Source organism: Neobacillus sp. S1115, from assembly GCF_055385565.1.
The window spans coordinates 4951593-4973756 of the sequence record NZ_AP038275.1 but is presented as its reverse complement, the minus strand read 5'-3'; the positions used below and the strand labels follow the sequence as shown (position 1 = coordinate 4973756).

Sequence of the window (22164 nt, the reverse complement as noted above, 5' to 3'; positions counted from 1 at the left end):
AAGAACGGCATAAGTTGAAGGTGAACAGTTTTGGAGCATATATTAGGACAAGAGTGGGAAATTATTCCTGCCGGCGGGGCCACCGGAGAGGCCTTTTATGCGAGGCATGAAGACCAACGGCTTTTTTTGAAGCGAAATTCGTCTCCATTCCTTGCAGTACTTTCGGCAGAGGGAATTGTCCCAAAGCTTGTTTGGACAAAACGATTGGAAAATGGAGATGTCATTACAGCCCAGCAATGGCTTGAAGGCAGGGAACTGAAATCGACGGAAATGAATCAAGAGGTTGTTGCCAAACTTCTAAAGAAAATTCATCGTTCTGAGCCTATGCTTGGAATGCTGAGCAGACTGGAAAAATCACCATTGCAGCCTGAAACAATCTTTCAATCGGTGGTCTCTGGATTGGATGAAGAGCTATTTATCCTTCCGGAAGTTCAAGAAACACTCAGCTTTTTAAAAAAAGAAGCGAAAAACGTTTATTGTGAGGAAAAGGTCGTTTGCCACGGTGACGTCAATCATAATAACTGGCTTTGGACTGATGACAATCAGTTGTACCTCATTGATTGGGATGGGGCGATGATTGCGGACCCTGCCATTGACTTAGGAATGCTCCTTTATTGGTACATTCCTGAAGAAAATTGGCAGGATTGGCTGAAAATGTACGGGGAAAACTTAACCGATGATTTGAAACTTAGAATGCAATGGTATGTGGCATTGCAGACCCTATCTTCGATCCAATTTTATAAAAATAAACATCGTATGGATGAGATGAATAAGTGGATTCAATTCTTAAGGGACATACTTTAAGAAAATTGCCCAATATCATCTACCCATTGTGACAGGTTTTCTTGATGGGCTGTAATATGCCCGTCTAAATCTGCGGTTTGCGCTCCTGCCTGGCTGTAATGGTAAACTTCCTGTAAGATCGATTTGACATTTTGATCAACCTGATTGTTTACCATCAAGGATTTGATTAATCGTTCCAATTGTTCACATTCGGCAACGGACCCGCAGCAATCTGTTTGATGATTGCTTAATATATCTTTGAGCAAGGTTACTTGGTCATGATGACTTAATGGCATAAAAAGCACACCCTTTCAAGTGGGAATGAAAAAAGAATTCACAGTTAGGTTGTGAATTCTTTTTTTATTTATTCACACCAGCATCACGGTTTTACTTGCAAGACAAAAATGAGCATGCTATGTATTAAACGATAATATTTTTTAGGAGTGGCAAATAAATGAGACTCAGAAATAAGCCTTGGGCAAAGGATAAAATAGAGGAGTATCCGCAATATGCAGTCCCAAATCCGGAATTAAACAAAGGAAAATGGGATGAAGTGTTTGGAAATAACAACCCGCTTCACATAGAAGTTGGCACTGGCAAAGGGCGGTTCATAACTGAAATGGCCAAAGCCCATCCGGACATTAATTATATGGGAATTGAGCTATATGACAGCGTGATTGTGGCGGCTTTGGATCGCTTGATTGAAGCGGAATTGCCTAATGTAAAGCTTCTTAATGTCAATGCTGCAGAATTAGAAAAATACTTCGCCAAGAATGATGTGGATCGGGTTTATTTGAATTTCTCCGACCCATGGCCAAAGACCCGTCATGAAAAAAGAAGATTAACCTACAAGGATTTTCTTAAATCCTATGAGAATATCCTCGTCGATGGCGGAGAGATTCATTTCAAAACGGATAATCAAGGTCTGTTTGAGTATTCCTTAATGAGTTTTTCTGAATATGGTTTGTTATTAAAGTTCCTTAGCCTAGATCTTCACAATAGTGATTTTGAAGGAAATATCATGACCGAGTATGAACAGAAATTTTCCGAAATGGGCAATCGAATTTATCGGTGTGAAGTGAAATACCAGAATGATACCGAGGGGCAGTCTTAAAAAAGACTGTCCTCTTTTAATTTTCATACAATTCCGGTAATGGTAAACTATAGAAAAGGGAAGGAGAGGAAACATGCAATCATTAAAAATTGGTACTGTTACTTTGACTTGGGTTTCAGGAGGGGTTACGAATTTGGATGGCGGGGCCATGTTTGGTGTGGTCCCAAAACCGTTATGGTCAAGAAAATATCCGGCGAATGAGAATAACCAAATTGAATTGCCAACAGATCCAATCTTAATTCAATTTGATGGAAAAAATCTGCTGGTGGAGTCGGGGCTTGGCAGCGGCAAGTTGACTGAAAAGCAATTAAGAAACTTTGGCGTCACAAAGGAATCCGAACTTGATGCCTCTTTAGAAAAAATAGGCCTAACTCCGAAAGACATCGATTATGTGTTAATGACCCATCTTCACTTTGATCATGCAGGCGGTTTGACTAAGCTTGTCAATGGGGAGTATGTATCAACATTTCCAAATGCCCAGATCATCGCTTCGAAGATTGAATGGGATGAAATGAGACAACCCAATATTCGTTCAAAAAATACATACTGGAAGGAAAATTGGGAAGCGGTGCAAACGCAGGTTGTCACCTTTGAGGAGACGTGGAGCTTTGGGCCGATTCAAATGTTTCGCACCGGAGGGCACAGCAACGGGCATTCGATCCTTATAATTGAGGATGGAGGCGAAACAGCCATTCACATGGCTGACTTAATGGCTACCCACGCCCATCAAAATGCTCTATGGGTAATGGCCTATGATGATTATCCAATGGACTCCATCCGGGCGAAGGAAAAATGGCTTCCATATGCACTCAAGAAAAATGCCTGGTTTACCTTTTACCATGATGCCTTTTACCGGGCTGTTAAGTGGGGACCGGATCATAAAATAGCGGAAAGCATTAAAAGGGAAGTTTAAAGCTTAATGAAAAATAGCCGTATCATTAAGATGCGGCTATTTTTCATTAAGACACCAAGTTCTCAGATAGCTTGCGGATATCCAAAATCGTTCCGGTTAAGGCATCGGCAATAAATTCATATTGTTCGTTGTTTCCATCATTATTTTTTGAAATACCGCCCTTATAGACCTGATATTGCACCTGATGCTGTTCATAAGGCTCCACTTTCATATGTATCCATGACCCATTGATTGGTCCGTTTTGTTTAAATTGTTCCTTCACATGCTCTAACACCTTTTCAGGTGAGACCTTGGTTTTTTGAGAAATAATCTGTTTCGCCGCATATCCCCCAACTATACCAACCGATACTCCGATTAAAAAAGACTTCCAGTTCATCACAAAGCCCCCTTTTCTTCAAAAAAATGCCAGGAATTTTTCTCCTTTCAGTATATCGTATTTTAAAATAAGAAGATAATAATACCTATAGAAAAATGAAATATTGGAAAGCTGTTTATAACTTCTGTAAAATAAAAATGATACATAGTATGAGATAAAAAGACTAAAGGAGTTTTCTACATATGAATGAACAAACCTTGAAGCTTTTTCAAACCTTAACCGAGCTGCCTGGGGCTCCAGGTAATGAACATTTAGTCCGCAAATTTATGAAAGAACAGCTTTCGCAATATGCCGATGAAATAGTTCAGGATAAGCTTGGCAGTGTTTTCGGCGTGAAAAGAGGGAATGAGGCCGGCCCGACAATCATGGTCGCAGGGCATATGGATGAAGTTGGTTTTATGGTTACGGCCATAACCGAGAATGGAATGATCCGTTTCCAGACGCTTGGCGGTTGGTGGAGCCAGGTACTTCTCGCCCAGCGCGTCCAAGTCATGACAAAAAACGGCCCGGTCATCGGTGTTGTAGGATCCATCCCGCCGCATCTGTTGGATGAATCAAAGAAAAACAAACCGATGGAAATTAAGAATATGCTGATTGATATTGGGGCGGATAACCGTGAAGACGCTGAAAGAATCGGCATTAAGCCAGGGCAGGCCATCCTGCCGATTTGTCCGTTCACTCCAATGGCAAATGAAAAGAAAATTTTAGCGAAGGCATGGGACAACCGCTATGGCTGCGGTTTGGCGATTGAACTGCTTCAGGAGCTAAAAGATGAAACATTGCCTAATATTCTTTATTCGGGAGCAACGGTTCAAGAGGAAGTAGGACTGCGCGGTGCTCAGACTGCCTCTAACATGATTAAGCCGGATCTCTTCTTTGCGCTTGATGCCAGCCCGGCCAATGATATGACTGGAGATAAAAATGAATTTGGTCAATTGGGCAAGGGAACATTATTGCGTATCCTTGATAAGTCAATGGTAACACATCGCGGGATGAGGGAATTTGTTCTCGATATGGCCGAGACGCACAAGATTCCGTATCAATACTTTGTTTCACAAGGTGGAACAGATGCCGGCCGTGTTCACCTGTCAAATGAAGGGGTACCAAGCGCTGTTATCGGAATTTGCTCCCGTTACATCCATACCCACGCTTCCATCGTCCATGTCGATGACTACGCTGCGGCTAAGGAATTATTGGTTAAGCTAGTAAAGGCATGTGACGAAACAACTGTGGAAACAATTAAATCAAACAGCTAATTTAGCGGGGGCGTGATGTTACATCATGCCTCCTTTGCTGTATTTCTAAAAAGGAGCAACGAGCATGAAAATTATTATTGGATCAAAAAATCCTACCAAAATTATGGCGGTCAAAAATAGCTTTCAACACCTGGAGGCAGAATTTATATCCTTAGACGTACAATCAGGGGTTAGCGAGCAGCCCTTCTCCGACGAAGAAACAATAAAAGGGGCGATCAACAGGGCAAAAGGCGCGCTTGAACAAGGAAATGGCAATATCGGCATCGGACTTGAGGGAGGCGTCCATGAAACTAGTCACGGACTGTTGCTTTGCAATTGGGGAGCGCTTGCCACCCTCGATATGGAGCCGATTGTAGCTGGCGGCGCAAGATTTTTACTGCCTGAGGAAGTGGCGGTAAGGTTAAGGGCTGGTGAAGAGCTTGGCCCGGTTATGGAGGATTACGCGAAAAAGAAAAACGTCAGCAAGCAGGAAGGTGCTGTCGGGGTCTTTACGAATGGAATGGTCAATCGGGCCGAGATGTTTACGCATGTTATGAAGCTTTTAGTAGGGCAATTTACCTATCAGCAAAAATTAAAAGTAAAATAAGGTATATTTTTCGACACTATTTTTCGACAAAGTCTTGTCATTTGAATATTCTGGCAGTTATTATGGAGATAGAATATTGTTTTTATAAGGGGGAGAGCAGTCTGAGACTCTTTAAAATCATAACGATCTTCATAATATTGTTGGGATTATTAACTGCATGTGGAAATGCATCATATAAAGAGGAAAGTAAAGCAACTATAAAAACTGTGAATACAACGTTTCATGAGAAGGCAAAAAAGCCTTCGAAAAAAAGTGAAAAAATTCATTTTTACCTTCCGTTCGGATATGAAATTGATGACACCACACCGAATAATATCATTTTAAAAAATGGCTCGAAAACTTATATTCTGTTTGTGAATCCCCAAGAAGGCCCTTCAAGTGAAGTGGTGTATAAAACGACAGTTGAACAGTATAAAAAACTGGATACAAATGAGAAATTCACAGACGATAAAATGTTCGGTTATTTGACCATTAAAAAGCTAAAAGATGATATGAATGAAATGACCGTTGGTGTAGGAGGCTCAAAAATAACCACTCAGGTGAAAACTTCAAGCCTTGAAGAAGAAGCGAAAGCAATGACGCAAATAGTCCATTCGGTTACATACAAATAAAAAAACGAAGGTAATCCCTTCGTTTTTAGTTTGGCATGGTTGGTTAAGATAATAGGGGATGTCCGATTGCATATTATTGGACTGACAAGCGGATGGATTGTTATGATTGAAAAAACATTCTTTCAATACGGGGGTCGTTAATAATGAAACATTTAGAATCCATGGAGCAATTTGAGCAATTGCGTGACCAGGGAAAAACGATTTTTATGTTCTCAGCTAATTGGTGCGGGGACTGCCGGTTTATTGAACCAGTCTTGCCAGAGATTGAGTCCAAATTCACGGAATATACCTTTATCCATGTAGACCGTGATCAATATATCGATTTATGCCAGCAGCTCGATGTTTTCGGGATCCCAAGTTTTATTGCCTTCGAAAACGGTAAAGAACTGGGCCGCTTTGTTAGTAAAGACCGTAAAACACAAGAGGAAATCGAAAAATTTATTACAGGTTTAAAATAAATTAGCACAAGGCTCCATCTCCTTTTGGAGAAGGAGCCTTTTTATCTAAAAAAGAAAACTACTCCTTTTAATATCGGAGGGATATAAATGAAAATGGACAGTAAAAAGATGAGGCGAGAACTAGAATCGCGTTTAGATAATGAAGATAGAGTAGTAACCTATGATCGTGATAAAGATCAGCTGCGTATTGAAAGCAAACGAACAGGAAAAGGGATTACGGTTGCTCTAGCAGGGATTGTGGCTAAATGGCACGATGAGAAGGATAAAGCGATAGACGAGGTTGTTTATTATGTGGAAGAAGGGCTTCGGGCCATGGAGGAAACCGTCCAGTTAACCGACCATGAGAAAAAAATCTTCCCGGTTATCCGCTCGACCTCTTTTCCGAAGGAAGCCGAAGAAGGGGTTCCTTTCCTGACTGACGACCATACTGCGGAAACAAAAATCTATTATGCCTATGATATGGGGAAAACCTACCGATTAATTGATTCCCGCATTATGCAAAAAGAAGGATGGGATCCATCACGGATTAAGGAAATTGCCTTATTTAACGCAAGATCGCTTTCCACATCTGTAAAGGAGGATCAGGTTGCTGGAAATATTTTCTACTTCCTTAACACCAATGATGGCTATGATGCAAGCCGGATTTTAAACAAGGGATTCCTGATTGATATGGAAAAACGGATTACCGGGACAATGGTAGTGGCCGTTCCCCATCAGGATGTCTTAATTATCGCGGATATCCGCAATGACAGAGGCTATGATGTGATGGCACAAATGGCGATGAGCTTTTTCGCAAGCGGCCGCGTACCTATCACCGCCTTGTCGTTTTTATATGAAAATGGAGAATTGGAGCCGATATTTATTTTAGGGAAAAATAAATAATAAACTGGGATCACTTGATGAAGGTGATCCTGTTTTTCTGTGTCTCAAGAACGAAATTTCATATATTTTGGCTGTTTCTAAAGAATAGTGTCGAAAAAATAAAAAATGCTGATAAAATAGAGTGACAAGAAGTGAAATAGAAAGAGTGATAGTTTTGAGCTGGATCCAAAACTTTTTTCAAAAATTAAAAAAAGATGAGGAAGGGGAATTTGACAAGCACCCCTTACATCATGATAAATCGGAAGTTCCTTCATTTGCTTTTCAAAGTGAAAGCACTAAGGATTTGGATGCAAGAGTTTCTTATCAATATCCAAAAAACAAATTAAAGGCACCCTTACCTTTGGAATCAATAAAACCCCTAGAAGGAAAGTGGCGGAAAAAGAAAATTGGAAGAGAGACAGAGAATCTCCCACAATCGGTTAAAGAACGGCAAAAAGTAATTCAAAAAGAACCAATTAAGGCGAAAATAGAACCGTTAAAAAAAGCCCGGGGGCCGTTTCACCCAACCGAAATTCCTTCCCCAGTATTTGGGTTCAATCGGCCGAGAAAAACAGACTCGGTAGTTGAACATGAATTATGTCATTTTTTCGAGGAAGAAAAATTAAGCAAGTCCGCTCCGCTGCTGACGGAAGAAAATCCCACAATGACAATATCAAATTTTGTCCATAAGAGTTTGGAAACAGAAACTGAAATTAAAGAGAATGTGGCCCTTGATGAAGTCACTCCAGTGGACAATACATACTCCGAAGAGACAGATAACAGCTCTGTTCTGATTGAAGATGTTCAAGAACCTGAAGGCAAGGTTGGTGAACTGCTACTTCGTATCGAGGAATCCACGATACCACTAGGTGTTGAAGATAACCAGAGCGATGAATCCAAACCACCACTTCGTATTGAAGATAACCAAAACGAGGAATCCGAATTTCCACTTCGTATCGAAGAGGACCAATTCGAGGAATCTGAACCTCCTAAGCCTAAGCGTTCTCATCTTCCTTTCAACGTCATGATGTTAAAGCAGGATCGGGAAAAATGGGAAGTAAAGAAAAGAAGACTCGACGAAGAACGGCAAAAGCAGGCTTTAATTGCCGCTTCTCAACAAGAGCAAGTCGTGGAAAACAACAGCCTCCTTAAAGTGAAAGAGGAACCGCAACAGCAGGAATCAATTAATACAGAGCAAAAAGAAATAATCGTTGAAACCAATAGCTGTCATGAAGAGCAAAAAGACCACCATATCCAAGAGATTGCCGCAGCGGGCGAATATCAATTCCCAATGGCGGATTTGCTCCATCCCCCGGTTTCCGAAATCATCGATACAAAATGGATGCTTTATCAAGAGGAATTGCTAAACCAAACCTTGCAAAACTTTAATGTTGGCGCAAATGTGGTAAATGTAACGCAAGGTCCGTCTGTTACCCGTTTTGAAGTACAGCCTGAACCTGGTGTCAAAGTGAACAAGATTACCAATCTAAGTGATGATATCAAATTAAGCCTTGCTGCCAGGGATATCCGGATCGAAGCACCAATTCCGGGGAAACACACGATTGGAATTGAAGTGCCGAACCAACAATCAAGGCCGGTGAGAATCAGCGAAATTATCGGCAGCGGCGTTTTCAGTGATACAGCATCCCCATTAACGGTGGTGCTTGGCCTCGATATTGCCGGCAAGCCGATTGTGACAGATTTAAAGAAAATGCCCCACGGTCTGATTGCCGGGGCAACAGGATCCGGAAAAAGTGTCTGCATTAATTCGATTTTAGTTAGCTTATTATATAAAGCCAGACCTGAAGATGTTAAGCTCATGCTAATTGACCCGAAAATGGTGGAGCTTGCACCATATAATCGGATTCCTCACCTAGTCAGCCCGGTTATTACCGATGTTAAGGCAGCAACCGCTGCGTTAAAATGGGCAGTCGATGAAATGGAACGACGCTATGAGCTATTTGCCCATACCGGCGTCCGCGATATCAGCCGCTTTAATGAACTGGCTATGGAGCATAAAAGATATTCCGACAAGCTCCCATATATCGTCATTATAATTGATGAGCTGGCTGATTTAATGATGATGTCGCCTGCTGATGTAGAGGAAGCCATTTGCCGGATAGCCCAAAAGGCAAGAGCGTGCGGTATCCATTTAATTATCGCAACGCAACGGCCGTCTGTGGATGTCATCACTGGTTTAATAAAAGCAAACGTCCCGACAAGGATTGCCTTTTCGGTCTCATCCCAAGTGGATTCACGTACCATCATTGATATCAGCGGTGCTGAAAAGCTGCTTGGCCGCGGTGATATGCTCTTTTTGGAAAATGGCTCATCAAAGCCGGTCCGCTTGCAGGGCACATTTGTAACCGATGAAGAAATTGATGTGGTTGTCGCCCATGTTAGAGAACAGCGCGAGCCGGAATATTTATTTGTGCAGGAAGAACTTTTAAAAAAGGCCCAAATAACGGAGGAGGAGGACGAGTTGTTTTATGATGCCTGTGAATTTATCATCGAACAAGGAGCAGCCTCAACTTCCAGCCTGCAGCGCCGCTTTAAAATTGGCTATAACCGGGCTGCACGCTTAATGGATATGCTGGAGCAGCAGGGTTATATTTCAGGTGCAAACGGAAGCAAGCCGCGGGAAGTGTTAATCAACGAAGCGGATTTGGAATCCATCCAGGATGCAAGTCTAAATATGTAAATATAGACAAATAATAAATGAAAACTCAACGATTGGAGAGTCCGATAGGAAGATTCATGAGTTGTAGTTGAACTTATGCGTTCAAATTTACAACAGTAAATTCTGATTAGCGAATAGTACCATTGGAGCAATTCGGGTTCGAAAATAGTTTTTACGGATAAACAGTGATATAATATTGAAATATGTTCAGGAAAAGCAGGTGTGCAATTCTCCCTGCTTTTTCAGATTAGCAAATACAGACAGATGTCATATACTGTTTTACAGATAGACGTTGGTTGGAGGTTCTTCTATGACAATTTACCATTTTGTCGGTATAAAGGGGTCTGGTATGAGCGCACTTGCACAAGTGCTCCACGATATGAAATTTCAGGTCCAAGGCTCCGATGTCGAAAAGCGCTTTTTTACTCAACTGGCCCTTGAACAATCGGGGATTAAAATACTCCCGTTCCAAAAAGAAAATATCGAGCCAGGGATGACAATCATTGCCGGGAACGCATTTCCTGATACGCATGAGGAAATTCAAGAGGCCATGAAACTAGGGCTTCCTATTATACGTTACCATCGCTTTTTAGGCGACTTTATGCAAAACTTTACCAGCATAGCCATCACAGGTGCCCATGGCAAAACATCCACCACGGGTCTGCTTTCGCATGTAATCGCAGGCGCGAAGCCTACTTCCTTTTTAATTGGTGACGGTACCGGTAAAGGAGAAGAAGGTGCGGAGTATTTTGTTTTTGAGGCATGTGAGTATAGACGGCATTTTCTTTCCTACTTCCCTGATTATGCCATAATGACTAATATTGACTTTGATCATCCTGATTATTTTGCCAATATCGATGATGTTTTTTCGGCTTTTCAGGAGTTGGCCTTCCAAGTGAAAAAAGGGATATTTGCTTATGGTGATGATGAGCAACTTCAAAAAATTCAGGCTAAGGTTCCTGTCTTGTTTTATGGATTTGCGGAGGAAAATGATTATCAGGCCGCAAATATTGTGAAAACGACAGAAGGAACAAGCTTTGATGTATTTATTCGCAATACGTATTATGACACCTTTTCCATTCCAACATTCGGTGACCATAGTGTTCTAAATGCTCTAGCTGTCATTGGCGTTTGCCATTATGAAGATATTAATGTGGAAGTAGTGAAAGAACTTTTAACGACCTTCCAGGGAGTTAAGCGAAGATTTACGGAAAAAAGGATGGGCGGCCAAATTTTAATTGACGATTATGCCCACCATCCGACAGAAATCAAAGCAACCATCGATGCAGCCATGCAAAAATATCCTGATCGTGAAATTGTTGCCGTGTTCCAGCCGCATACCTTTACAAGGACGCAGGCCTTTTTAGAAGATTTTGCTGAGAGCCTAAGGCTGGCGGATAAAACTTATTTGTGTGAAATTTTTGGGTCAGCTCGTGAAAAACAAGGAAAGCTTTCTATTCACGATCTTGAGGAAAAAATCCCTGGTGCTGAAATTCTCACTGAAGAGACCACATATTTATTAGGGAACCATGATAATAGTGTCATCCTCTTTATGGGGGCTGGAGACATTCAGAAATTCCAGGAATCTTATGAAAAACAAATTGCTAAATAAGAAAAGGATTCCGCCAAGTGCGGCATCCTTTTTTCATATCAATAATATAAGGAATTTTTTTAAACAAATTGCAGGAAAACAAGACAAATCACTGGAAGTAGTATAAGATATGAACGAGGTTTAAACCATAGTTTGAACGGTAATACATAATTAATAGGATATATCGGAGGTTTTATGATGATCTTGATTTTATACATAAGCGTAGCCTTGATTGCAGTAGCTTTTTTAGTGCTGGTTTTCTATTTATCAGCGACACTTAAATCCCTGAAAATTACCCTTACTAGTGTTTCGGACACTTTAAAGGGACTCGAAAAACAAGTTGAAGGTGTCACAAGTGAAACAACACAGCTCTTACAAAAAACAAATGCCCTTGCCGAAGATTTGAAAGATAAATCAGTGCGCTTAAATAGTGTCGTCGATTCTGTTAAAGAGGTTGGAACCTCAGTCAGGAAATTTAATGGAACCTTAAAGAATATTACGAATACGATTGATGAGCAAGTCGAAGAGAGCAAGGAAAAAGTTTCGCAAATTATTCAGTGGAGCAATGTATTTTTTGAATTAAAAGACATGTGGCAGGCTCGTAAGGAAGCCAAAAATGAAGAAACCATTTATGAAAGGCAAAAGGAACGTTCACATTAAAAAAGAGGAGTGAAGGGATTATGACAAAAAGAGAGTATGAATCACGTGAAACCAATCAAGTTCGAAGCGACGAATCTGGCAGCAGCAGTTTTCTGCTGGGCGTTATCATTGGCGGTCTGGCGGGTGCTGCAGCGGCGCTGCTCTTAGGTACAAAAAAAGGCCAGGAATTTCGCCACACACTTTCTGACCAAACGGGATCTCTTCTCGATAAATCTTCACCGCTAAGGGAAAATGTAAAGTCCAAAACTATCTCACTTACCCAGGGGCTTGCCCAGCAATCCTCTAATCTAATGAATAAAGTGAAAGGGAAAACAGATACCACTTTTGAGCAGCATGAGGATTCCGAAACCACCTATATTTCGATTCAAGGTTCAAACGAAAAAACGGCATCAACAAAAGCTTCTGCAAATAGCGATGATATTCGAAAAAAATTAGAGGAAGCTCAAAAAGCACTAGAGGAAGAAGAGAGCAAGGTTAGGATTTAAAAGGAATATAAGTCATACAGTTTGTGAAACATTACGGTGAAGTGTTAAAATTACTTCACCGTTTATTATTATCTGGAGGTAAAATTATGCTGAAAAAAATTGATTCAATTGAAGAGTTTACGGAATTACTAAATAACGAAAATTCATTTTATCTATTAAAGCACAGCTTAACTTGCCCAATCAGCCAAGCAGCCTACAAAGAATACGAGAAATTTTCGAATGAACATAAAAATATCCCAACTTACTACTTGGCAGTTCAAGATTCCCGCCCATTATCAAACGAAATCGCTGAGCAATTTCAAATTAAGCACGAATCTCCACAAGCCATTCTTTTTGCTGATGGGAAACCATCGTGGAATGCTTCACACTGGAAAATAACGAATCGTTCTTTGGCACAAGCTATTCCCGTTCAGGAATAAAAAATAGTTCCATATTGCCGCATAACAGTCACCATTTTTCAAAAAACACATATATTACTTTAATATATATCAAAAAACACTTTAATACTTAAAAGCGTTTAATCGTTAAAGAAAAAAGTGATGACAAAGAAATTTATTTCGGCTATAATAACCCTAATTATAAAAAAGTTTATAATTTTTAAAAATCTTTGATTGTGAGGCAGTAAACTTAATCCTATTTAAAAAAGATAACTTTACTTAGGAATAAATGCCGACAAAAGAAAGGACGGGGACGAAAAGATGGGCAATAATGAATTGGATCAGTTAAGAGACCGTGTAGATGAGTTAAACTTGGAATTGTTGAGGTTAATAAATGAAAGAGCTCGACTCGTCCAAGAGATTGGGCAGGTAAAAGGAAGTCAAGGCGTTTTCCGCTTCGATCCAGTCCGTGAAAGAATGATGCTCGATAAAATTAAAGAGAATAATGATGGTCCATTTGAAAATTCAACAATTGATCACCTGTTTAAGGAAATTTTCAAAGCGGGGCTTGACCTCCAAAAGGACGACCATAAGAAAGCTTTGTTAGTTTCCAGAAAGAAACAGCCAGAAAATACAATCGTAGACTTAAAAGGTGAAAAAATTGGCGATGGCAAGCAGCATTTTGTCTTCGGTCCATGTGCGGTTGAATCATATGAGCAGGTGGCAACTGTTGCTAAAGCTATGAAGGAAAAAGGCTTAAAGCTTTTGCGCGGTGGTGCTTACAAGCCAAGAACGTCTCCATATGATTTCCAAGGATTAGGTGTAGAAGGACTGAAAATATTAAAACGTGTTGCAAATGAATTTGATATGGCCGTCATTAGTGAAATTGTCAGTCCTGCCGATATTGAAATGGCTATTGATTACATCGATGTTATCCAAATTGGTGCACGTAATATGCAAAACTTCGAATTATTAAAGGCTGCGGGTGCAGTGAATAAACCTGTTCTATTAAAGAGAGGGTTAGCTGCAACCATCGAGGAATTCATCAATGCTGCCGAATATATCATGGCGCAAGGAAATGGACAAATTATCCTTTGCGAGCGTGGAATTCGGACCTATGAGAAGGCAACTAGAAATACCTTAGACATTTCCGCTGTTCCTATTTTAAAGCAAGAAACACATTTACCCGTAATGGTAGATGTTACTCACTCAACTGGAAGAAGAGATTTGCTGCTTCCATGCGCGAAGGCTGCAATTGCAATTGGGGCAGACGGCGTTATGGCTGAAGTACACCCAGACCCTGCTGTAGCACTATCTGATGCACAGCAACAAATGAACCTTGAGCAATTTGATCACTTCTACAATGAACTCCTTGCATCCAACTTTGTAAGAGTATAATCAACAAGAACCTTCTGCCATGATAGCAGGAGGTTTTTTCCTGCTTTTAAAAAAATATTGACAATATAATTGCGGCTTTTTTCTTCTTGTCGTATCATAAGTACATACTTAAAGATTGTTTACTTTATCACATAAGCAATAATGACTAGATTTTAGCTAAATGCTATAAAATAAAGAAAACAATGTACGTTTTAGGAGAGTGTTACAAGTGAATAATATTACAATTTATGACGTAGCTCGTGAAGCGAATGTTTCCATGGCCACAGTATCCCGCGTTGTTAACGGGAATCCTAATGTAAAGCCGGTTACCCGGAAAAAGGTCCAAGAGGTAATCGAAAGATTAGGATACCGTCCAAATGCGGTTGCCAGAGGATTGGCAAGTAAGAAAACAACTACAGTAGGAGTTATCATCCCTGATATCTCCAATATCTTCTTTGCAGAGCTTGCACGCGGGATTGAAGATATTGCCACCATGTATAAGTACAATATTATCTTAAGTAATTCAGATCAAAACAAAGAAAAGGAACTACATTTATTTAACACAATGTTAGGTAAACAGGTAGACGGGATTGTCTTCATGGGAGGACATATTACTCCTGAGCATGTCGATGAGTTTGAAAGGTCTCCAGTTCCAGTTGTGCTAGCGGGATCTATCGAAGAATCTGAAAAAATTCCTTCTGTTAACATTGATTATGAACAGGCTGCCTACGATTCAGTAAAAGAGTTTATCGGTAGAGGGCATAAACATATTGCTTTTGTTATTGGACCGCTTTATGAACCGGATATCACCGTTAAAAAGCTAAATGGCTATAAGAGAGCCTTGGAAGATGCAAATATTCCTTTTAATGAAGAGCTAATTATTGAAGGAGATTATACGTACGATTCCGGAATTGAAGCATTTGAAAAAATGCTGGAACTATCCGAAAAACCAACGGCCATTTTGGTTGGTGCGGATGAAATGGCACTTGGCGTCGTCCATGGTGCTGAGGATAAGGGCTACAGTATTCCAGAGGATTTTGAGGTTATTACTTCTGACAATACGAGACTGTCGCTGATGGTCCGTCCGCAGCTTACGACGATTGTTCAACCTCTTTATGATATTGGGGCTGTTGCAATGCGCTTGTTAACCAAATTAATGAACAAAGAAAAAGTAAGTGAACAAAAAGTGGTTCTTCCACATCGAATTGAACATCGTCAATCAACAAGGGAATAATAAAAAAGGGCGGCTAATTAGTCGCCTTTTTTATTTTGTCTAAACCCTGCTAATGGGCCTGTTGATTTCCCCTCCGGGCACTCGCTTTCCGCGGGGAGGTCCTGGAGCCTCCTCGGCGCTGAAAGCGCCTGCGGGGTCTCCAGTGACCTCTATATCCCGCAGGAGTCGAGTGCCCTCCGCTCCAATCAACTGGGAGTCAAATATCCTAAAGTATTGCAACACACATTTTCTCCACCTGGTAAGTGTGCTGCTTTATGAGGACATTTCCATCCAGGAAGTGTCCGAACCTGCGCAACCCTCGGACAAAATCGCTTGAAAAAGAGGAGGGAGTGTCCGAACCAGTGCAACGTTCGGACAAAATCGCTTGAAAAAGAGGAGGAAGTGTCCGAACCAGTGCAGCCTTCGGACAAAACCGCTTGAAAAAGGGGCGGAAGTGTCCGAACCAGTGCAACCTTCGGACAAAATCACTTGAAAAAGGGGCGGAAATGTCCGAACCAGTGCAGCCTTCGGACAAAATCGCTTGAAAAGGAGGTAGAAGTGTCCGAACCAGTGCAGCCTTCGGACAAAATTGGTCTTCTGTCAAGAAAGTGGACAGTAAAATTTAAGACTTTTAGAAACCAAACCACTACCGCACTTCGTTTGGTACGGTATTAGAAATGATCAGTCGAAAAGCATGACTGCTCATTTCCTAACACCAAATGGCTATATTATGAGGTATATGCAACTTCATCTTGCCGGTGGTTTCTCTCGAATTGATTCGGTGAATTGTGCCCTAAAGTAGAGTGTTTTCGTTTTTCATTATAAAAACTATTTAAATAATGATTAATGGCTTTTACGGCTTCAGCCCTGGTCTTAAAGCGTCTTCTGTAGATCAAGTCTTTCTTGATTGTGGCATGAAAAGACTCAATACATGCATTGTCGTAAGGATCGCCCTTTCTGCTCATACTGATATGCATGTTTTTCCCTTTCAGGATGTCGATATAATCATTTGAACAATACTGGGACCCACGGTCCGAATGATGGATTAACCCTTCACTAGGCTGCCTTGTAACAATCGCCATATTTAATGCTTGTATGGATAGCTCCTTTTTCATATGTGAAGCCATACTCCAGCCTACGATTTTTCTTGAGAATAGATCCATAACGGATGATAAATAAACCCAGCCTTCAAGCGTCCAAATGTACGTAATGTCAGTTACCCATGCTCGGTTGGGCTTTTCAACATTAAATTGGCGATTAAGCAGGTTAGGATAAATGTGTAAATCATGATTTGAATTAGTAGTAATGACAAACTTTTCTTTTGGTGTGGCTGTTAAACCCATCTCTTTCATCATACGTGCAACCGTCTTTTGAGAAATGGTATAACCCCACTCCACCAAGTCGGCATGGACCCTGGGGCTCCCATACGTACCATAGCTCTCGTGAAATGATTTACTTATTTTTTGCTTGATTTCTTTACGGTAGGCATCTTTCTCAGATTGAGGTTTATTCTGGATCCTTAGCCATTTATAATAGCCACTTGATGATACTTTAAGAACTTTGCACATCTTCGCCACAGCGTGCTCATCAGAGTGGGCTTGAATGAACGTATAAATTACGCTTGGTTTTTCGTGAAGATGTGCATGGCCTTTTTTAGAATTTCGTTTTCCTCTTTCAATTTTTGTATCTCTTTCTCGTGTTGCTTTTTCAGTTTTTCAAGTTCTGTGGGTGTAAGATAGTTTTCTCCAGCTTTCCCAGCACTTGTTTTAGTCCTGTAAGCTGCCACCCATCGACTAACAGTTTTAGGGGAGATCTCGAGTTCAAAAGCTACCTGGGAGGCTTTTTTCCCCTCCTCAACGATTAACTTTGCAACATATTCTTTATACTCTTGAGAATGATGTTTACCCATGTGAACACGTCCTTTTAAATGATGATTGTATTATAATCTAAATCTCATTTTTACGTGTCCACTTTTTAGACTAACCTCAAAATCGCTTGAAAAAGAGGTAGAAGTGTCCGAACCAGTGCAACCTTCGGACAAAATCGTTTGAAAAAGAGGCGGAAATGTCCAAAACCCCGCGAAAAATCGAATCGCCCTGGGCGCAAATCAACAAACATGTTAAAAAGGCTTTATATTAATATTTTTATAAATAAATTAACGTGGTGAATCGATAATGATAATGAGGTAAAATAAATGGCTATCGAAAGTTTTTCGATAGCCGCCTATTCCTATTATCTAGATTCACTTTTCTGATGATTACGAATTGGATATAGTGCTTTTTCAAGTGTGATTAAGTTCTTTTCTGTTATTTCTGCTTTTCTTGGGATTGGAGGATAAATATCCTCTGAATCATCCCACTCCCTTGGCAGTGTCACCGGGGACTCTTTTTGCCACTGCTCTATCCAGTCTTCAGGCAAACTGCCAAAACAATTGGGATTTTCAGTCATCTCCATCCAAATAAATGCCCAAGCCCTTGGGACAACACGCCAAATGTCATATCCGCCGCCGCCCACGGCAATCCATTTGCCGCCGCAATATTGATGCGCAATTTCATGGGCAAGCTTTGGGATTTCCCGATATATTTTCATGGTTGCCGACAAATGGGTTAATGGGTCATAATAATGCGAGTCTGCTCCGTTTTGCGTCAAGATCACATCAGGCTTAAAAAACTCGGCCACATCCCTGATTGCATTTTTATAGGCATGCAGCCACGAATCATCTTCTGTAAAGGCATCAACAGGGATGTTGAATGAATAGCCGTATCCCGCTCCCTGGCCTCTTTCGTTAATATTGCCTGTACCCGGAAACAGATATCGGCCTGTCTCATGAATCGATAGTGTACAGACATTCGGGTCATCGTAAAAGGACCATTGAACTCCGTCACCATGATGGGCGTCTGTATCAACGTATAAAACGCGGGCATTATATTTTTGCTGGATATATTTAATCGCAACAGAACTATCATTGTAAATGCAAAATCCGGAGGCTTTCCCCCGAAATCCGTGATGCAGACCGCCGCCAAGGTGCAGGGCATGAAGTGTCTTTCCAGACATTACCTCATCAACAGCCGTTAAGGTACCTCCCACCATCAAAGAACTAGCCTCATGCATATTAGCGAAAATAGGGGTATCTTCAGTACCTAAACCATAGTTTTCAGCTATTTCTTTCGGAAGAAGCCCCTGGCCGGCCTTTTTTACTGCTTCTACGTAGCTTGGGTCATGGATTAAGGTTAACTCCTCTTCAGTCGCCATTCTTGGCTTAACAATCTGATTAGGGTCTAAGGCATTTATTCTATTTAATAAATCTACTGTGAGTTTAAGCCGGAATTGATTGAAAGGATGATGGCTGTTGAATCGATAATTCAGAAGGTCTTCTGAGTAAATAAAGGTACAGCGATCATTCATATAGACATCCCCGGCAAATTTGGCCATAACACCTGGTGGCCAGCTTCTTTAAGGTCTTGAATCAATCCGGTAGGGTTCATTAATTGAACTCTGATAACAAGTATTTTATATTGCTCATCCTGTTTATCTGGGTAAACCAGAACACTTAAGATGTTTGCCTTCCGTTTTCGGATAATTTCTGCGATTTCACTGAGAATTCCGGAGATATTCGGCACTTTTATTTCTATTTGCGAGCCAGGCTGATGAACACCTGTTAACTCAATCATTGTTCTTAATAAATCGGTTTCCGTCACAATTCCCACTAATTTTCGATTATTGATGACCGGAAGGCAGCTTATTTTATGTTCATAGAAAAGAGCGGCGATCTCTTCAACAAAATCCAGGGGATGGCTTGTGATGACGTTTTTTTCCATTATCGTATCTAGGGGTTTTTTCAAAATTTCTGGGTGTTCATTTGCATGAAAAATGGACGGTGTAGCCTCTCTTATTTTAGCAACGGTAACAAGACCAACCAGGTGCCCATCTTTATCAATAATTGGGATGTGGCGAATTTTCCTTAATTCCATTAATGCCATGGCGTCTGCAATGGTATCAGTGGGAGAGAGGGCAGCTACATCCGATTGCATAATTTCTTCCACGATCATAGGATTTCCCCCAATTCTCTATAGTTCAATCATGTTTAATACATAAAACGATTCATAAAACGAAGACGGTCGAAACGCTGAATGGATTCATGATCAATTCGTTTGCCCATTTTGGCCATCAAGCAGTTGGCTGGGTGGGAGCAGATTTCCGGGTCATCGGTCGCATACCATTCCAATCCGCCGGCATTCATCATTTTCTCCATGATCTTTCGATATTCCCAAACATTGAGTTTGGTTCCTTTTAAATCCCAATGCCAATAATACTCGGTGGTGATGATAATATAGTCTTCCATGGCATCATCCATCATCGAAACAATCAGGAGGTTTTTACCGACGGCACAGCCTCTAAATTGAGGGATCACCTCGATAGCGCCCAATTCTATTAAATTATCCATCTTTCCTTCCGACCAGCGTTCGAGAGGGTCCGGGTATAAATAGGTAACATAACCGACGATTGTATTTTGATGCCGCGCAATAATAATTCTTCCTTCCGGTAAATCGGCGATCCCGATTAATGCCTCGTGCTGCTGGGCAGGGGGGCGAAACGCAACAAGGTCTTCATGAAAATCATAGCCTGCTAATTTTTCTGCAGTGACAGGGCCTTCAATAATTAATTTGCCTTGAGGAGTTTTTAATTCCTTAGCATTATAGGTTTTTTTGTGCTCCATTTGGTCACCCCTGGAAAAAATCTAGGTACTTCAATTCTATTATACATGAAATTAATATCTTTAAAGATTTTTCACTAAATTTTCGAAAAATTAAACACTAGGTTTATATTTTTTTAAAAAAATGTTTTTTTAAAATTGTGAATAGTTATTATTTGTACTATAATTATTTCAAATACTTCAGAGGGGGAGATAGGAATGAAAGTGGAAGCGCTGCCAGTAGTCCAAGGGGATTTCAATTTGCGAAACTATGAAGAAACATATAAGAATTTTGACTGGAAAGATACAGAAAAGGAATTCTCTTGGAGTGAGACAGGCCGTGTTAATATGGCTTACGAGGCGATTGACCGCCACGCGGGTACGTATAGAAAAAATAAGGTGGCATTATATTATCGTGATGCTTCGAGAAATGAAAAATATACTTTTAAGGAAATGAAGGAGCTTTCCAATAAAGCCGGGAATGTGCTGAAAAATTACGGCGATGTCGAAAAAGGCGACCGTGTCTTTATTTTCATGCCGCGTTCTCCAGAACTTTATTTTACTGTTTTAGGAGCAATTAAGCTTGGTGCGATTGTTGGCCCGTTGTTTGAAGCCTTTATGGAAGGGGCTGTCAGGGATCGTCTGCAAGACAGTGAAGCAAAAGTATTAGTAACTACACCAGAATTATTAAGCCGTGTACCTGTGCAGGATTTACCGGCATTAAAGCATATTTTCCTCGTTGGAAAAAATGTGGAGGAACAAGGGAATTGTATTAACTTTTTAGAAAAATTTGAGACTGCCAGCAAAGAGCTGAAGATTGAATGGGTTGAGCGGACAGATGGATTAATCCTGCATTACACTTCTGGGTCCACTGGAAAGCCAAAGGGCGTACTGCATGTGCATAATGCGATGATTCAGCATTATCAAACAGCTAAATGGGTTCTTGATTTAAAAGAGGATGATGTTTACTGGTGTACAGCAGACCCAGGCTGGGTGACAGGAACTTCGTACGGTATCTTTGGCCCATGGCTGACTGGTACTTCGAATGTTATTGTCGGCGGACGTTTCAGCCCAGAAGCCTGGTATCAAATGATTGAAGACTTCGGTGTTACGGTTTGGTACAGTGCACCAACAGCATTCCGGATGCTGATGGGAGCGGGGGACGAGCTGGTTAAGAAATTTAATTTAAGCAGTCTTCGCCATGTCTTGAGTGTTGGTGAGCCATTAAACCCAGAAGTGGTTAAATGGGGTGCTAAGGTATTCAATAAGAGAATTCATGATAACTGGTGGATGACTGAAACCGGTGCACAGTTAATCAGTAACTATCCTTGCATGGAAATCAAGCCTGGTTCGATGGGTAAGCCAATCCCTGGCGTTGAGGCGGCGATTGTTGATAATCAAGGTAACGAGCTTCCGCCATACAGAATGGGGAACCTTGCAATTAAAAAAGGCTGGCCTTCGATGATGCATACGATCTGGAACAATCCTGAGAAATATGAGTCATATTTCATGCCAGGAGACTGGTATGTCTCTGGAGATTCTGCGTACATGGATGAGGATGGCTACTTCTGGTTCCAAGGCCGCGTCGATGACGTCATCATGACATCTGGAGAGCGTGTAGGTCCATTTGAAGTGGAAAGCAAGCTTGTTGAACACCCAGCAGTTGCTGAAGCAGGGGTTATCGGAAAACCGGATCCTGTGCGCGGGGAAATTATTAAAGCCTTCATCGCGTTAAGAGATGGTTATGTAGCAACTGAAGAGCTTAAAGAGGAAATTAGACAGTTCGTCAAAAAAGGTCTGGCAGCACATGCCGCACCTCGTGAAATTGATTTCCGTGACAAGCTACCAAAAACACGAAGCGGCAAGATCATGAGACGTGTTTTGAAAGCATGGGAGTTAAATTTGCCGACTGGTGATTTATCGACGATGGAAGATTAATTTTTAAAGATATAAAGATAGAGGCTGAATCCAATTGATGACTGGAGCAGCCTCTTTTTTTTGTTGGTATTAAATCCTTCTTTTGGATTTGCTGATATATTGGAGAATTCGCTGATATATTTGAAAATCCGCTGATATGTATCAGGAATTCGCTGATATATTTAGAAATCTGCTGATAAATGGCAAAAATTC

23 protein-coding genes are annotated in these 22164 nt (G+C 40.9%); 16 read left to right on the top strand and 7 right to left on the bottom strand.

All coding sequences use genetic code 11. The features are described from left to right. Positions 1 to 30 precede the first annotated feature (30 nt). The gene (locus ACZ5B7_RS24345) at positions 31 to 804 is read left to right on the top strand and encodes a phosphotransferase (RefSeq protein ID WP_423799335.1); all 774 of its coding nucleotides are present in this window, start codon (positions 31 to 33) and stop codon (positions 802 to 804) included. Here ACZ5B7_RS24345 and ACZ5B7_RS24340 read toward each other — a convergent pair. Continuing rightward, a complete protein-coding gene (locus tag ACZ5B7_RS24340; protein ID WP_213144573.1) occupies positions 801 to 1079 on the bottom strand; it encodes a YtzH-like family protein in 279 nt (92 codons plus the stop codon). The genes ACZ5B7_RS24345 and ACZ5B7_RS24340 overlap by 4 nt on opposite strands. A 158-nt stretch (positions 1080 to 1237) precedes the next feature. On the opposite strand from ACZ5B7_RS24340, the gene trmB reads away from it, so the two are divergent. Together trmB and ACZ5B7_RS24330 are read left to right on the top strand one after the other, a co-directional pair. Continuing rightward, complete coding sequence (trmB, locus tag ACZ5B7_RS24335; RefSeq protein ID WP_464491271.1) at positions 1238 to 1897, top strand: tRNA (guanosine(46)-N7)-methyltransferase TrmB; 660 nt, start codon at positions 1238 to 1240, stop codon at positions 1895 to 1897. Between the two features lie 73 nt (positions 1898 to 1970). After that, positions 1971 to 2810 carry a YtnP family quorum-quenching lactonase gene (locus ACZ5B7_RS24330; protein ID WP_464491270.1) on the top strand — a complete coding sequence of 280 codons (840 nt, stop codon included), beginning with the start codon at positions 1971 to 1973 and terminating at the stop codon, positions 2808 to 2810. 46 nt (positions 2811 to 2856) lie between these two features. Here the strand turns inward: ACZ5B7_RS24330 and ACZ5B7_RS24325 are convergent, their stop codons facing one another. Next, positions 2857 to 3186: a PepSY domain-containing protein gene (locus ACZ5B7_RS24325; protein WP_284036176.1), complete on the bottom strand. Its 330-nt coding sequence runs from the start codon at positions 3184 to 3186 to the stop codon at positions 2857 to 2859. Between the two features lie 182 nt (positions 3187 to 3368). On the opposite strand from ACZ5B7_RS24325, the gene ACZ5B7_RS24320 reads away from it, so the two are divergent. The 12 genes from ACZ5B7_RS24320 to ccpA all read left to right on the top strand — a co-directional run bounded on the left by ACZ5B7_RS24320 (position 3369) and on the right by ccpA (position 15362). Beyond that, positions 3369 to 4442 carry a M42 family metallopeptidase gene (locus tag ACZ5B7_RS24320; protein ID WP_464491269.1) on the top strand — a complete coding sequence of 358 codons (1074 nt, stop codon included), beginning with the start codon at positions 3369 to 3371 and terminating at the stop codon, positions 4440 to 4442. A 64-nt stretch (positions 4443 to 4506) separates the two neighbouring features. Next, positions 4507 to 5028 (top strand): DUF84 family protein, encoded by a 522-nt coding sequence (locus tag ACZ5B7_RS24315; protein WP_464491268.1) that lies wholly within the window; start codon positions 4507 to 4509, stop codon positions 5026 to 5028. A gap of 62 nt (positions 5029 to 5090) precedes the next feature. Beyond that, positions 5091 to 5639, top strand: a complete 549-nt coding sequence (locus ACZ5B7_RS24310) for a hypothetical protein (protein ID WP_464491267.1) — start codon at positions 5091 to 5093, stop codon at positions 5637 to 5639. A 143-nt stretch (positions 5640 to 5782) separates the two neighbouring features. After that, a complete protein-coding gene (locus tag ACZ5B7_RS24305; RefSeq protein ID WP_213119873.1) occupies positions 5783 to 6097 on the top strand; it encodes a thioredoxin family protein in 315 nt (104 codons plus the stop codon). An 87-nt stretch (positions 6098 to 6184) separates the two neighbouring features. Continuing rightward, positions 6185 to 6979, top strand: coding sequence for a DUF1444 domain-containing protein (locus tag ACZ5B7_RS24300; RefSeq protein WP_378584324.1), 795 nt, complete (start codon positions 6185 to 6187; stop codon positions 6977 to 6979). Between the two features lie 154 nt (positions 6980 to 7133). Then, entirely contained in the window at positions 7134 to 9659 is a 2526-nt protein-coding gene (locus ACZ5B7_RS24295) for a DNA translocase FtsK (protein WP_464491266.1), read from the top strand. Positions 9660 to 9948: 289 nt separating this feature from the next. After that, positions 9949 to 11250: a UDP-N-acetylmuramate--L-alanine ligase gene (gene murC, locus ACZ5B7_RS24290; RefSeq protein ID WP_464491265.1), complete on the top strand. Its 1302-nt coding sequence runs from the start codon at positions 9949 to 9951 to the stop codon at positions 11248 to 11250. A 174-nt stretch (positions 11251 to 11424) separates the two neighbouring features. Further along, entirely contained in the window at positions 11425 to 11889 is a 465-nt protein-coding gene (locus tag ACZ5B7_RS24285) for a DUF948 domain-containing protein (protein ID WP_464491264.1), read from the top strand. A gap of 20 nt (positions 11890 to 11909) precedes the next feature. Continuing rightward, entirely contained in the window at positions 11910 to 12374 is a 465-nt protein-coding gene (locus ACZ5B7_RS24280) for a YtxH domain-containing protein (protein ID WP_464491263.1), read from the top strand. An 86-nt stretch (positions 12375 to 12460) separates the two neighbouring features. After that, positions 12461 to 12793: a bacillithiol system redox-active protein YtxJ gene (ytxJ, locus tag ACZ5B7_RS24275; RefSeq protein ID WP_464491262.1), complete on the top strand. Its 333-nt coding sequence runs from the start codon at positions 12461 to 12463 to the stop codon at positions 12791 to 12793. 279 nt (positions 12794 to 13072) lie between these two features. Continuing rightward, positions 13073 to 14149 (top strand): bifunctional 3-deoxy-7-phosphoheptulonate synthase/chorismate mutase, encoded by a 1077-nt coding sequence (locus ACZ5B7_RS24270; protein ID WP_213144584.1) that lies wholly within the window; start codon positions 13073 to 13075, stop codon positions 14147 to 14149. Between the two features lie 208 nt (positions 14150 to 14357). After that, complete coding sequence (gene ccpA, locus ACZ5B7_RS24265) at positions 14358 to 15362, top strand: catabolite control protein A (RefSeq protein WP_213144585.1); 1005 nt, start codon at positions 14358 to 14360, stop codon at positions 15360 to 15362. Between the two features lie 707 nt (positions 15363 to 16069). On the opposite strand, the gene ACZ5B7_RS24260 is transcribed toward ccpA, so the two are convergent. From ACZ5B7_RS24260 to ACZ5B7_RS24240, 5 genes are all read right to left on the bottom strand, one after another. Beyond that, positions 16070 to 16945 carry an IS3 family transposase gene (locus ACZ5B7_RS24260; protein ID WP_464494408.1) on the bottom strand — a complete coding sequence of 292 codons (876 nt, stop codon included), beginning with the start codon at positions 16943 to 16945 and terminating at the stop codon, positions 16070 to 16072. Between the two features lie 11 nt (positions 16946 to 16956). After that, positions 16957 to 17250 (bottom strand): transposase, encoded by a 294-nt coding sequence (locus ACZ5B7_RS24255; RefSeq protein ID WP_213140605.1) that lies wholly within the window; start codon positions 17248 to 17250, stop codon positions 16957 to 16959. Positions 17251 to 17573: 323 nt separating this feature from the next. Further along, complete coding sequence (locus ACZ5B7_RS24250) at positions 17574 to 18746, bottom strand: acetoin utilization protein AcuC (protein WP_464491260.1); 1173 nt, start codon at positions 18744 to 18746, stop codon at positions 17574 to 17576. Further along, positions 18743 to 19390: an acetoin utilization AcuB family protein gene (locus tag ACZ5B7_RS24245; RefSeq protein WP_213144586.1), complete on the bottom strand. Its 648-nt coding sequence runs from the start codon at positions 19388 to 19390 to the stop codon at positions 18743 to 18745. The genes ACZ5B7_RS24250 and ACZ5B7_RS24245 overlap by 4 nt, the downstream gene beginning before the upstream one ends. A gap of 35 nt (positions 19391 to 19425) precedes the next feature. Next, on the bottom strand, positions 19426 to 20058 hold the full coding sequence (locus ACZ5B7_RS24240) for a GNAT family N-acetyltransferase (RefSeq protein WP_464491259.1): 633 nt from the start codon (positions 20056 to 20058) through the stop codon (positions 19426 to 19428). A 195-nt stretch (positions 20059 to 20253) separates the two neighbouring features. Between ACZ5B7_RS24240 and acsA the strand changes: the two genes are divergently transcribed. Then, the gene (acsA, locus tag ACZ5B7_RS24235; RefSeq protein ID WP_464491258.1) at positions 20254 to 21972 is read left to right on the top strand and encodes an acetate--CoA ligase; all 1719 of its coding nucleotides are present in this window, start codon (positions 20254 to 20256) and stop codon (positions 21970 to 21972) included. Positions 21973 to 22164 lie beyond the last annotated feature (192 nt).

Excerpts from the sequence above, each read along its gene's own strand:
- ACZ5B7_RS24340 (WP_213144573.1), bottom strand. The coding sequence starts at position 1,079 with ATGCCATTAAGTCATCATGACCAAGTAACCTTGCTCAAAGATATATTA.
- trmB (WP_464491271.1), top strand. The coding sequence starts at position 1,238 with ATGAGACTCAGAAATAAGCCTTGGGCAAAGGATAAAATAGAGGAGTAT.
- ACZ5B7_RS24330 (WP_464491270.1), top strand. The coding sequence starts at position 1,971 with ATGCAATCATTAAAAATTGGTACTGTTACTTTGACTTGGGTTTCAGGA.
- ACZ5B7_RS24325 (WP_284036176.1), bottom strand. The coding sequence starts at position 3,186 with ATGAACTGGAAGTCTTTTTTAATCGGAGTATCGGTTGGTATAGTTGGG.
- ACZ5B7_RS24320 (WP_464491269.1), top strand. The coding sequence starts at position 3,369 with ATGAATGAACAAACCTTGAAGCTTTTTCAAACCTTAACCGAGCTGCCT.
- ACZ5B7_RS24315 (WP_464491268.1), top strand. The coding sequence starts at position 4,507 with ATGAAAATTATTATTGGATCAAAAAATCCTACCAAAATTATGGCGGTC.
- ACZ5B7_RS24310 (WP_464491267.1), top strand. The coding sequence starts at position 5,091 with ATGGAGATAGAATATTGTTTTTATAAGGGGGAGAGCAGTCTGAGACTC.
- ACZ5B7_RS24305 (WP_213119873.1), top strand. The coding sequence starts at position 5,783 with ATGAAACATTTAGAATCCATGGAGCAATTTGAGCAATTGCGTGACCAG.
- ACZ5B7_RS24300 (WP_378584324.1), top strand. The coding sequence starts at position 6,185 with ATGAAAATGGACAGTAAAAAGATGAGGCGAGAACTAGAATCGCGTTTA.
- murC (WP_464491265.1), top strand. The coding sequence starts at position 9,949 with ATGACAATTTACCATTTTGTCGGTATAAAGGGGTCTGGTATGAGCGCA.
- ACZ5B7_RS24285 (WP_464491264.1), top strand. The coding sequence starts at position 11,425 with ATGATGATCTTGATTTTATACATAAGCGTAGCCTTGATTGCAGTAGCT.
- ACZ5B7_RS24280 (WP_464491263.1), top strand. The coding sequence starts at position 11,910 with ATGACAAAAAGAGAGTATGAATCACGTGAAACCAATCAAGTTCGAAGC.
- ytxJ (WP_464491262.1), top strand. The coding sequence starts at position 12,461 with ATGCTGAAAAAAATTGATTCAATTGAAGAGTTTACGGAATTACTAAAT.
- ACZ5B7_RS24270 (WP_213144584.1), top strand. The coding sequence starts at position 13,073 with ATGGGCAATAATGAATTGGATCAGTTAAGAGACCGTGTAGATGAGTTA.
- ACZ5B7_RS24255 (WP_213140605.1), bottom strand. The coding sequence starts at position 17,250 with ATGGGTAAACATCATTCTCAAGAGTATAAAGAATATGTTGCAAAGTTA.
- ACZ5B7_RS24250 (WP_464491260.1), bottom strand. The coding sequence starts at position 18,746 with ATGAATGATCGCTGTACCTTTATTTACTCAGAAGACCTTCTGAATTAT.
- ACZ5B7_RS24245 (WP_213144586.1), bottom strand. The coding sequence starts at position 19,390 with ATGATCGTGGAAGAAATTATGCAATCGGATGTAGCTGCCCTCTCTCCC.
- ACZ5B7_RS24240 (WP_464491259.1), bottom strand. The coding sequence starts at position 20,058 with ATGGAGCACAAAAAAACCTATAATGCTAAGGAATTAAAAACTCCTCAA.
- acsA (WP_464491258.1), top strand. The coding sequence starts at position 20,254 with ATGAAAGTGGAAGCGCTGCCAGTAGTCCAAGGGGATTTCAATTTGCGA.